We start from the raw sequence: 12,376 nt of genomic DNA, 5'->3' as shown, positions 1-12,376 counted from the left end.
CATGAAAACACTTAAAGTGGCTGCTGGCCTGTCGTGTTTAGCCTTACTGACGGCTTGTGAAGATAAGCAAGCTGTAGAATTGAATAACACGCCCTTGGTTAAAGCTATCGAGATTTCAGTCATCGATTTTAGCGACAAACTCTATTTCCCTGCGGTAGCAAACGCTGCTGAGAAGGCTCACCTCAGTTTCCGAGTTGCGGGTGAAATCTTCAAGCTAGATGTGAAGGAAGGTGAACGAGTTGCCAAAGGGGACATCATTGCCGAGCTTGACCCAACCGATTATCAATTGGATGTGGACAATGCTCAAGCTCGTTACACGGTAATCAATAGTCAATACCGACGTTCGAGTCCGCTAGTGAAGAAAGGCTTATTGGCGAAGTCACAGTTTGATGAAATTGCTGCTCAACGCCAGATCGCTTATGCCGAGCTGGAACTCGCAAAACTGCGCTTGTCGTTCACTAAGCTTCGTGCTCCTGTTGATGGGATCATTTCTCGTGTCAGTGTCGATCAATATGAAAATATTCAGGTAGGCCAGCAGGTCGTGAACATTCACAGTGTCGAGGATGTTGAGGTTGTTATCCAACTGCCTGACCAGATTTACGTGAATCAGCCTAGCGAACAGCTGTTATCGAACGTGGAAGCTGTGGTGAGAGTGCCAAGCGGTAATGAATACACCGCAGGTATTAAAGAGTTCACCACTGAACCCGATCCAAGTACGGGTACCTTCACGGTTACATTAGCTTTGCCGATGCCAGAAGACGATTTGATTCTTGATGGTATGGCCGTTGATGTGACTTCAAACGGGCGGGATATCGGTTTGGAGCTAAAAGCTGGTGTACTTATTCCGATCGAAGCGGTATTCAATGCAGACGGTGATGAACTGGATCGTAAAAACTCTTATGTGTGGGTTCTTAACGACGACAAGACAGTCTCGAAACAACAAGTCGTGTTAGGAAAAGCAAACCAGAAAACATTGCAGATCATGAAAGGATTAGAAATGGGGCAGCATGTCGTTGTTGCAGGCGTATCGCGATTGCGAGATGGGATGACAGTGGAAGTATTGTCTCAGGAGACGAACAATGAGTGAAGTAAATAACAAGCCCCAAAATGACGATCAACAGGGTGATGATCAGATCACAGGTGTTGCTTCTTACTTTATACGTAACAAAGTCATTAGCTGGATGCTATCTCTGATCTTTCTTATTGGTGGTGTCTCTGCCTTTTTCGGCTTGGGTCGTTTAGAAGATCCTGCCTTTACCATCAAAGATGCGATGGTTGTGACCTCTTACCCAGGGGCCACACCTCAACAAGTTGAAGAAGAAGTTACTTACCCACTAGAAAAAGCGATTCAACAACTTACCTATGTGGACGAAGTGAACTCTATCTCTAGCCGCGGCCTATCACAGGTAACGGTGACGATGAAGAACAACTACGGCCCAGATGATCTTCCGCAAATATGGGATGAACTTCGCCGAAAAGTGAATGATCTCAAGGTTGAACTGCCACCCGGCGTCAATGATCCTCAAGTCATCGATGATTTCGGTGACGTTTACGGTATTTTGCTGGCGGTGACGGGGGATGGCTATAGCTACAAAGAGCTGCTGGATTACATTGATTACCTAAGGCGAGAGCTAGAGTTGGTTGATGGGGTCAGTAAAGTCTCCGTTTCCGGCCAACAACAAGAGCAAGTGTTCATTGAGATATCGATGAAACGGATAAGCTCTCTGGGTCTGTCTCCAAGCACGGTATTTAACCTTTTATCGACTCAAAATATTGTATCAAGTGCAGGAGCGGTAAGGATTGGTGATGAATATATTCGAATCCATCCAACGGGTGAGTTCCAGAATGTTGAGCAGCTTGGCGATTTAATTCTGACAGAAGGTGGCGCTCAAGGGCTTATCTATCTAAAAGATGTGGCGAATGTAACCCGTGGTTACGTTGAGGTACCGAGTAACATCATTGGTTATAACGGCGAACTCGCGCTTAACCTGGGTGTCTCTTTTGCGCAAGGCGTGAACGTGGTCGCAGTGGGTGAAGACTTTGATCGAAGACTCGCCGAGCTTAAATATCAACAACCCGTCGGTATCGACATCTCCGAGGTTTATAACCAACCTAAAGAGGTGAACAAGTCGGTAAGCGGATTTGTGGTGAGTTTAGGGCAGGCGGTTGCGATCGTAATCGTGGTGTTACTGTTCTTCATGGGACTAAGATCGGGCCTATTGATTGGTTTGATACTGCTATTGACCGTATTCGGTACATTCATTTTCATGCAGTACTTCAAGATCGACCTACAACGTATTTCACTGGGCGCGTTGGTTATCGCCTTGGGGATGCTGGTGGATAATGCCATTGTGGTGGTGGAAGGGATATTGATCGGCACGCAGAAGGGGCGAACCCGGATGCAGGCCGCCACCGATATCGTAACCCAAACCAAATGGCCGCTGCTTGGTGCGACGGTTATTGCGGTGACTGCGTTTGCTCCAATTGGTTTATCTGAAGACTCAACAGGCGAATACTGTGGCACCTTGTTCACGGTGCTACTGATCTCCTTGATGCTGAGTTGGTTTACTGCCATCTCGCTCACGCCGTTCTTTGCCGACATGTTCTTTAAAGGTCAGAAGGTCGATCCAGATAACGAAGGTAAGGACCCATACAACGGGATGGTTTTTGTTATCTACAAAAACTTCCTTGAGTTCTGTATGAAGCGTGCTTGGTTAACCATGTTTGTTCTGATTATTGGTTTAGGCGCGAGTGTGTACGGTTTTGGTTTCGTTAAGCAAGCCTTCTTCCCGTCTTCAACCACACCTATGTTCCAAGTGGATGTGTGGATGCCAGAAGGTACCGATATTCGAGCGACCAATACCAAGCTTAAAGTGCTTGAGAGTTGGCTAGCTGAGCAGGACGAAGTTGAACATATCACGACAACCGCGGGTAAAGGCCTGCAACGTTTCATGCTGACTTATGCGCCAGAGAAAAGTTATAGCGCTTACGGCGAGATAACGGTTCGTGTGAAAAGTTATGAAGTACTTGAAGGGCTAATGAAACGCTTCCGTGAACATGTAAATGGTCAGTTCCCAGAGATTGACTACAAGCTTAAACAGATCGAATTAGGTCCTGGTGGCGGTGCGAAAATTGAAGCGCGAATTGTGGGTTCTGATCCAACGGTTTTACGTTCAATCGCTGCACAAGTGATGGACATCATGCGTGCTGATGAAGGCGCATTTAACGTTCGTCACGATTGGCGTGAAAGAACTAAGGTATTAGAGCCTCAGTTCAATGAAAGCCAAGCGCGTCGTTATGGTATTACTAAATCTGACGTTGATGATTTCCTAGCAATGTCTTTCTCTGGTAAGTCGATTGGTGTGTATCGTGATGGTACAACGTTAATGCCGATTGTGGCTCGTTTGCCTGAAGACGAGCGTGTCGATATTCGTAACATCGAAGGCATGAAGATCTGGAGCCCAGCATTAAGTGAGTACATCCCACTTCAACAAGTAACGTTAGGTTACGAGCTAGAATGGGAAGATCCACTGATCATCCGTAAGAACCGTAAGCGTATGCTAACGGTAATGGCGGATCCTGATCTATTGGGTGAAGAGACGGCCTCAACTCTACAGAAACGCTTACAACCACAGATTGAAGCGATTGAGATGCCTCCGGGTTACTCATTGGAATGGGGGGGTGAATATGAGTCGTCAGCAGATGCACAGGCGTCACTGTTCACAACCATGCCTCTGGGTTACTTGTTCATGTTCTTAATCACTGTGTTCTTGTTTAACTCGGTGAAAGAGCCTCTGATCGTTTGGTTAACGGTTCCATTGGCGTTGATAGGGGTGACGACAGGCTTGCTAGCCTTGAATACACCATTCGGCTTTATGGCGCTGTTGGGCTTCTTGAGTCTATCTGGGATGCTTCTGAAGAACGGTATCGTACTACTTGATCAAATTGAGATTGAGATGAAATCTGGTAAAGATCCGTATGTAGCGGTTGTTGATGCGGCTCTGAGTCGTGTTCGCCCGGTATGTATGGCGGCGATTACCACCATTCTAGGTATGATCCCTCTACTACCGGATATCTTCTTCAAACCAATGGCAGTAACCATCATGTTTGGTTTAGGCTTTGCGACTGTACTCACGCTAATCGTAGTGCCTGTGCTGTATCGTTTGTTCCATAAAATTGAAGTGGCTTAACGTCAACTGACCTTTGAAATAATGCCCCTAATTGGGGCATTATTTTTATGTATGATTACTAAAAGAGACCATCGAAATGGAAGCGAATACAGTGGATAGAACGTGTGCATGGGCGCTTAAACATGAGCTTGAAAGGGAGTACCACGATGCAGAGTGGGGCGTGCCTGTTTATGATGACCAAGTTCTGTTTGAGTTCATTACTTTAGAAGGTGCTCAAGCAGGTCTGAGTTGGATTACGATCCTTAAAAAGCGTGAAGGCTATCGTGCCGCGTTCGATAATTACGATCTAAACAAGCTAGCTGAGCTGAATGAAGACAACGTGCCGCACATCATTGAAAACTTCGATGTGGTTAAACACAGGGGTAAGATTGCTTCGGTATACAACAATGCACGAGCAACGCTTGAATTACAGAAAGAGTTCGGCTCTCTTTCTAATGCCTTATGGCAATTTGTTGATAATGAAGTGATCGTGAATCAATGGACTGAGATGTCTCAAGTTCCCGCTTCTACCGAGCAATCTAAAGCGATGAGTAAGTTTTTGAAGAAGAGAGGCTTTAAGTTTGTAGGAGAAACAATCTGTTACGCATTTATGCAAGCAACAGGTATGGTCAATGATCATTTAGTCGGTTGCCCACACAAATAAAGTGTTATTTATTTCAGCGGAACAATCACTTAGAAATTGAAAAATTCATAGCCATTTTTTCATCGCTCTGAGATCTTTAAGTAGATGTGCTTTAAGGTTCAATATTGGCTTTGAAAGCTTCTGGACTATGAGCGGTTTGTATTATGAGCTGAAGTATCTGAATATGAGTATTTTGAGTTATGCTTTAAACAGAAAAAGGCAGGAATATCCTGCCTTTTTTGCATATTAGACCTATCGTCTCAGATTAAATTAGAGCGCTATAACGTTCTAATCCCGCCTCTAGATCAGCAATCAGGTCATCAACATCTTCTAACCCAATATGAACACGTATCAAGGTACCTTCGAAATTAGGATTGGCAACAGTTCTCAAGCTGTCAAAACTGCTTGGTTCGTTAGCTAGAATCAAACTTTCAAATCCACCCCAAGAGTAACCCATACTAAAATGTGTCATTCCATCAAGTAACGCTGTCGTCGCTTTGATATTAGAGTTGTTTAGTACAAAAGAGAACAAGCCATTACCGCCAGTAAAATCTCGTTTGAAGAATTCATGGCCTGGGCAAGACTCAAGAGCAGGGTGACGAACGTGGTTAACTTCAGGACGAGTCTCTAACCATTTTGCGACCTTCAAGCTGCTTTCTGCGTGTTGGCGTAGACGCACATCAAGAGTACGAATGCCGCGAAGCCCTAAATAAGCATCATCAGGTGAGACACATTGCCCCATCAAGTAACTTTGCTCTCTTAGTTGATCCCAGCATTTCTCATTGGCGACTGCCGTACCTAGCATCACATCAGAGTGACCCACGATGTATTTGGTCGCTGCTTGAATCGAGATATCAACACCAAAATCAAACGGTGAGAAGTTCACGCCAGCCGCCCAAGTATTGTCTAGCATAACGATGATGTCATGTTCATGAGCGATACGCGCTAGTGTTGGAATATCCTGCACTTCCATGGTGACAGAGCCTGGAGACTCAGTAAACAGCACCTTAGTGTTTGGCTTGATAAGGTCTTGGATACCTTCACCAATCGTTGGCTCGTAGTAAGTTGTCTCTACCCCCATCTTTTTCATGATGGTGTCACAGAAATCGCGAGTAGGTTCGTAGCAGGTGTCAACCATTAAAATATGATCACCTGTTTCTACAAAAGAGAGAATGGCATTCGAAATTGCTGCTGTACCACACGGGTACAGTGCACAACCCGCGCCGCCTTCTACTTCAACCATCGCATCTTGGAAGGCAAAATGAGTGTTGGTTCCACGACGTCCGTAAAAAAGGGTCTTGTTAGCGCGGTTAATCGTAGCTTTACGCTTCTCTTCTACTGAGTTAAATACGACAGTTGAAGCGCGTTGTACTGGTGGGTTAACAACACCATTGGTCCACTTCTTATCACGACCGGCAGTGATAAGTTTAGTGGTTTTGTTCTCGGACATGCTGTGAATTCCTTATCAATCGGTTATGTCCTATTTAAAACATGCCAAGAGTGTTCAAAGCAAGAGCGGAGCGGGGATTTTTGCGCTTTTCTTACGATTTTTAACCTTTCACTCAGTTAACAGTGAAAGGTTAAAAATGATCGATGGGGAAACAACGAGCCATAATCGACTCATTGCTGGAATTATAGGAGTGGGTTGAACAAGTAGAACAGCCTCTCAAAGAAGCGATTACTAAGGTTTCTTTGCTCCCACTGTTCTAACTCTACAGAGTGGGATGAAGCGATATAAGATTTCTGCAGCTCAGACAGTTTTTGCGTGAAATGCACATCATCCACAGCCAGAGTCACTTCAAAGTTGAGCCACAAACTGCGCATGTCGATATTGACGGTTCCGATCAAGCAAAACTCTTCATCGATCACTACCGATTTGGTATGAAGAAGGCCACCGTAAAATTCATAGATCTTCACGCCAGCTTCAAGCAACTCGGTATAAAACGCACGAGAAGCCCATTTAACCATTAGTGAATCGTTATTGTGTGGAATGATCAGTTCTACAGTTACGCCGCGTTGAGCTGTCATCTTAAGTGTTTCGAGTAAGTCAGCACTTGGCACAAAATAAGGTGTAGTAATACGTACAGAATGATTCGCTTGATTGATGGCGATGGTCAGTACTTGTAAGATCAAATATTCCGGCATGCCAGGGCCAGACGGCACTACTTGAACCGGATGATGTGTCATGATTTCTTCAACTGGGCATTCAGGTATATCAGGGAGAATGCGTTCACCAGTCTCAACTTCCCAATCCCAGCCATGAATAGCGGATAACACATTAACGGTTGGCCCAGTCACTCTGACCATTACATCAATCCACTGACCAACGCCGGAACTTTGTTTGAAGTGAGCAGGATCGACCATGTTCATTGAACCCGTATAGGCGATAGTCTCGTCAATCACAATGATTTTGCGGTGTTGTCTTAAATCTAGGCGACGTAAGAAAATACGCCATGGGCTCACTTCTAGTGCTTGTACGACTTGAACGCCTGCGTCCTTCATCATTGACTGCCAGTGGCTTTTGAAAAAGCGAGGGCTACCGGCTGAATCGAGCAAAACTTTAACATCTACGCCACGTTTTGCAGCGCGAATCAGCGCAGAGGCAACCGAATCGGTCAGGCCACCTGGATGCCAAATATAGAAAACCATCTTGATACTGGTTTGTGCATTTTCTATATCTTCGATAATTGCGTGTAGGATCTCGTTTGGTGAAGATTGCAGCGATAGAGTGTTTCCACTGAGTGCAGGGATGCCCATTCGATTGTTACAAAGCTCGTCAATCTTATGGATAGGGGAGCCGACTTTCCCTGGTTGGTGAAGTTGGCAATCATTCAATTGACGGAACCAGTCGCCGAAAGGGGTAAACATACGATGAGCGCGTTCAGCCCTTTTTCTGCCTAGGTTTAGCTCACCAAAAAGGAAGTAACAAGCTACACCAACAATCGGGATAATGTAGATAACCATTAGCCAAGCAAGAGAAACGCTGACAGAGCGTCGTTTTAGTACAACACGAAACGTCACACCGGCTACGAGAACCCAGTACAAAACAACAGAGGCCAAAGTTAAAAAATGATAAAGCTTATCCACATTGAATACTCGAAAAAAGAGACACTTAGATAGTAATGCTATTTAACGTATATGGGAATTTAAGGATTCAACTATTTACAAAATAGAGCAAAAGATGTAAATAGGTTAAAGTTGTTAAGTTTTGGTCAACTTAAGAAGAAAACGATTGTTTTGTATGAAAAGTCGGCATTTAACCATAAAAATTTACATCTTTAACGAAATTTGTACGGTATGCTCTTCCAATTTTATTCTTAAACTGGTTTACTTGCTAGACAACGAGCGTCAATCAAATCTTTTAGGTGTGTAAATTTATTTATACACCTTCCTTTTAAAGACGCCACCCAAAGCAAAACACAACATCACATAACACAAAAGTTTGGAGTACACGTGGCTACTAGTAATACAACCACAACACCCCGCGATACCTGGGGTTCGAAGTTAGGATTCGTAATGGCTGCAGCAGGTTCTGCTGTTGGCTTAGGTAACATTTGGAAATTCCCATACACAGCAGGCGAAAGTGGCGGTGGTGCATTCGTTGCCATTTACCTGTTTTTTGTAATTTTTATTGGTTTCAGTGTCATGCTGACTGAATTTGCGATTGGCCGTCATACGCAAAAATCAGCAGTAGGTGCATTTAAAACAACTGACCGTCGTTGGACGTTCGCTGGCGTTATCGGCGTATTCAGTGGTCTACTTATCATGGGTTTCTACCCAGTAGTAGGCGGTTGGTCAATCGCATACATCGGTAAAATTGCAGGTGGTCTTCTAGACGCACCAGAAGCAATTGGTGATAGCTTTGGTGGCTTTATCTCAAACCCAGTTCAACCACTAATGTGGATGGGCTTATACCTACTACTTAACGTTGTTATCGTTATGAAAGGTATCTCTGGTGGTATTGAGAAAGCAGGTAAGATCCTGATGCCGCTTCTTTTCATTATCCTTATTGTAGTATCAATCAAAGGCATTATGCTTCCGGGCGCGATGGCTGGTCTTGAGTTCCTATTCAGTCCTGACTTCTCTAAAGTAGACAGCAATGTAATCCTAGCCGCTCTAGGTCAAGCATTCTTCTCTCTAAGTCTTGGTATGGGTTGTATGATGACATACGGTTCTTACCTTAAGAAGAAAGAGAACCTAGTTCAGACAACAGCAATGGTAACCGCAATGGATACTGGTGTTGCTATTCTAGCTGGTGTTGCAATGTTCCCTGCAATGTTCGCGTTCGGTATGGAACCTGCAGCGGGCCCTGGTTTAGTATTCGTTGTTGTTCCTCAGCTATTCGCTGAAATGGGCGGCGTAGTTGGTCTTCTATTTGCTCTTATGTTCTTCGTTGGTTTGAGTGTTGCGGCACTAACATCTTCAGTATCTCTACTTGAAGTTGTGGTTTCTTACCTAATCGATGAGAAAGGCATGAAGCGTGTAACAGCGGTACTGTCTGCAAGTGTTGTAATGGCGATTCTATGTATCTTCGCTTCTCTATCACTTGGCGGCTTCGGTCCAACACTGTTTGATACTGGCGCGTTCGACATTTTCGACCTACTAACGGATAAGATTTTCCTAGCGGTTGGCGGTATGTTGGTATGTATCTTCGCTGGTTGGAGACTAAACCGTGCTGACCTAGAGAAAGAAATCACTAACGATGGTGAAGTATCTTTCCCACTATTCGGTCTATGGTACACGCTAGTTAAGTACATCATCCCAGTAGCTATCGCAATCGTTGCATTCATGGGTATCTCTTCTGGCTTCGACAGCGGTAAAGGTGCAATCATGCTACTAGGTATTGGTATTATTGCTGGCTCTGCGCTTATCTCTAAGAAGCTATAGTTTTAAGAAGCTACAATCGCGAGATAAAGTAATTTAATAAACGGGAGCTCATTAGCTCCCGTTTTTTTATGTCTGGAACTTAATTATCTAAGAAAAATAATTATTAAAGGTATCCGTCTGATAGCCGATATAAATGGAACGAATAGCTGTTAGAGCTATATTTTGATTTAGGTAGGTGTTGTGTGAAATTGTCAGTGAGAAAGAAACTGTATGCCGGTTTTGGCTCTATATTGGCGGTGCTTGTTACGTTAGTCAGTATTGTATGGATAGAAGTTATCGGCGCGCACCAGAGCTCAGATGAAATTAGAATGGACGGTGTTCCGGGTACTGTTACCTACCTGGTACTGATTGATGAAGCGGGTGATGTATACCGAGATGCGCTTGGTGCAATTACACTGGTTGATAACGCACTCAATGATTATCGAACCAGCAAGAACGAATTTGCTCAAGCTATCGAGCAGGCTAAGCGTTTGGAGAGTAGAGGTTCGGAAGACCACCGCCGTATTCAGCGAATTGAAGACCTGATGGGGCGTTTCACTCAAGAGTTTGAATCAAAGCTTGTGCCGAAGATCAATGATGAAGCTGCGCTACTAGCCAATATTCAACAGCTACGATCTTTGTATGAGAGCAATCTTATCCCTATTGAGAACTTACTGGATCAAGCGTCAGCAAGTGAGCGCGCAGATACAGAACAGTCACTACTGACACTAACCGACACGTTTACTACCATCGAGCGCACTATCATGGTGTTGTCTGCTATTGCGATTGTCTTTGGTTGTGTGATTGCGTATCTATTGTCTAGCTCTATTACCAATCGTCTTACTCGTGTAGAACAAGTAGCACGACGTGTAGCAAATGGTGACCTAGCGGCAGGCGACATTATTGATGATTCTGGTGATGAATTGGCTGAACTGGCTAAGTCGATTAACCAGATGCAGAAATCACTAGTAGACCTATTAGGTTCAATCTCGTCTGTGACTCACCAAGTCCAATCGGTGACAGGGGAGCTCTCTTCTATTAGCCAAGACATCGTTACTGGTGCATCAGCTCAAGCAGACAAAGCTAACTTGATTGCAACGGCTGCTGAAGAGCTAAGCTTGACCATTTCTGAAGTGGCGCAGCAAGGTACTTCAACTTATGAAGAAGCACGTCGCTCAGAAACCTCTGCAGAAGATGGCCGCAACGTGATTGTTGAGATGGTGGCGAGTATTCAACAAGTGTCGACTCAAATGAGCGATATGTCGTTGCAAATGAATACTCTAGGTTCTCACGGTGAGTAGATTGGTAGCGTTATCAAGGTAATCGAAGACATTGCTGAGCAAACTAACCTGTTAGCTCTTAACGCTGCGATTGAGGCTGCGCGTGCTGGCGAGTTTGGGCGTGGGTTTGCTGTAGTTGCTGATGAAGTGAGAGCGTTGGCTGAGAGAACAACCAAAGCGAAACAAGAAGTATCGGGCATCATTCAATCAATTCAATCTGGTACGCAAGAAGCCGTTACTTACACGCAGGATAACTGTCGGTTAGTTGAGATTGGCGTAGAGAAAAGTTCAGGTGCGGTTTCAGCATTGGAAGCGATTGTTAGCGGAGCGGGCAATGTACAAAGCATGGTTAACTCTATTGCGACTGCGGCAGAAGAACAGACAGCGGTGACCAAAGAAATTGCAGCGGACATTACCGCGATTAGCGATATCTCAGAGCAATCTCTGCAATTGGCAACTCGTAGCTCTGAAAACACATCAGGCTTGAACGCTAAGGTTGCTGAGCTAGAAGCATTAGTTGGTAAGTTTAAACTGGGGTAAAGCGGTAGCTTGGTTCTATTTACCTATTGGTAATCGAGTAAAGACCACGCACTGATCGCTAGTTGCTGAAAAGAAGCCCAACGATTCAATATTTATTGAGTGAGTTGGGCTTTTTCGTAGCTGGAATCTGGGTTCAGACGAGGTATACTCTACGTTCTACAATGGAGCTAGCCTTTAATGTTCGATATTCTTCTGAACCACTCTGATTTTTTACTTATCAATAAGCACCCTGGAGTCAGCGTCCACAAAGACGATGGCGATACCATGTTGCTTCAAGAAGTTGCTAAGGCAATTAATGAGCCTAAGCTGTATCTCGTTCATCGACTAGATAAAATGACTTCGGGCATTCTGCTGCTGGCAAAAAATGCGTCGGCGGCGAGCGAGCTTTCACAGCTATTTGCAAAGCGTGAAGTAGAAAAATACTACCTTGCGATTGGCTCTAAGAAGCCAAAGAAAAAGCAAGGTTTGATCTCAGGAGACATGGAGCGTTCACGACGCTCAAGTTGGAAACTTCTGACATCCAAAGAGAACCCTGCGATTACTCAGTTTTTATCAGCAACGGCTGAACCCGGTGAGCGTCTGCTGTTATGCAAACCCTATACAGGGCGAACTCACCAGATCCGTGTCGCGATGAAGTCGATCGGCTCAGCCATTGTTGGTGACCCTATTTATAATCCATCGAGTGAGGCTGACAGAGGTTATCTGCATGCCTTCGCGATTCGATTTGCCTATCAATCACAAGCCTACGAATATGTCTGCGATCCAAGAAGCCTAAACTCCTTGGGTGAGAAGTGGCATCAAGAAACCGTGTCGAACGGTTTGGACAGTTGGCTTGAACCTTGGTCATTAACTTGGCCAAAGCTAAACACTAAGTGAGT

At 44.7% G+C, this 12,376-nt stretch carries 7 protein-coding genes and 1 pseudogene; 6 read left to right on the top strand and 2 right to left on the bottom strand.

The window, feature by feature from the left end; genetic code table 11:
• The first annotated feature begins 1 nt into the window (after position 1).
• From AB4503_RS12965 to AB4503_RS12955, 3 genes are all read left to right on the top strand, one after another.
• Positions 2-1,087 carry an efflux RND transporter periplasmic adaptor subunit gene (locus AB4503_RS12965; RefSeq protein ID WP_372114984.1) on the top strand — a complete coding sequence of 362 codons (1,086 nt, stop codon included), beginning with the start codon at positions 2-4 and terminating at the stop codon, positions 1,085-1,087.
• Positions 1,080-4,190: an efflux RND transporter permease subunit gene (locus AB4503_RS12960; RefSeq protein ID WP_017060313.1), complete on the top strand. Its 3,111-nt coding sequence runs from the start codon at positions 1,080-1,082 to the stop codon at positions 4,188-4,190. The genes AB4503_RS12965 and AB4503_RS12960 overlap by 8 nt, the downstream gene beginning before the upstream one ends.
• Before the next feature lie 76 nt (positions 4,191-4,266).
• Positions 4,267-4,833: a DNA-3-methyladenine glycosylase I gene (locus tag AB4503_RS12955; protein ID WP_017065337.1), complete on the top strand. Its 567-nt coding sequence runs from the start codon at positions 4,267-4,269 to the stop codon at positions 4,831-4,833.
• A 244-nt stretch (positions 4,834-5,077) separates the two neighbouring features.
• Here AB4503_RS12955 and AB4503_RS12950 read toward each other — a convergent pair whose 3' ends face one another.
• The gene (locus AB4503_RS12950) at positions 5,078-6,262 is read right to left on the bottom strand and encodes a cystathionine beta-lyase (protein WP_017065338.1); all 1,185 of its coding nucleotides are present in this window, start codon (positions 6,260-6,262) and stop codon (positions 5,078-5,080) included.
• A gap of 182 nt (positions 6,263-6,444) precedes the next feature.
• Positions 6,445-7,899, bottom strand: coding sequence for a cardiolipin synthase (cls, locus tag AB4503_RS12945; protein WP_017065339.1), 1,455 nt, complete (start codon positions 7,897-7,899; stop codon positions 6,445-6,447).
• A gap of 366 nt (positions 7,900-8,265) precedes the next feature.
• Between cls and AB4503_RS12940 the strand changes: the two genes are divergently transcribed.
• The 3 genes and pseudogenes from AB4503_RS12940 (at position 8,266) to AB4503_RS12930 (ending at position 12,374) form a co-directional block, all read left to right on the top strand.
• Entirely contained in the window at positions 8,266-9,699 is a 1,434-nt protein-coding gene (locus tag AB4503_RS12940; RefSeq protein ID WP_050546918.1) for a sodium-dependent transporter, read from the top strand.
• Between the two features lie 182 nt (positions 9,700-9,881).
• Positions 9,882-11,498: pseudogene (locus tag AB4503_RS12935) on the top strand (methyl-accepting chemotaxis protein).
• A 177-nt stretch (positions 11,499-11,675) separates the two neighbouring features.
• Positions 11,676-12,374, top strand: coding sequence for a TIGR01621 family pseudouridine synthase (locus AB4503_RS12930; RefSeq protein WP_017060318.1), 699 nt, complete (start codon positions 11,676-11,678; stop codon positions 12,372-12,374).
• Positions 12,375-12,376 lie beyond the last annotated feature (2 nt).

Origin of the sequence: Vibrio sp. 10N.222.55.B11, assembly GCF_041473705.1 — a bacterium.
Lineage (GTDB): Bacteria > Pseudomonadota > Gammaproteobacteria > Enterobacterales > Vibrionaceae > Vibrio > Vibrio crassostreae_C.
Note: the sequence above shows the minus strand (reverse complement) of the source record. Positions and strands in the feature narration are given on the sequence as shown.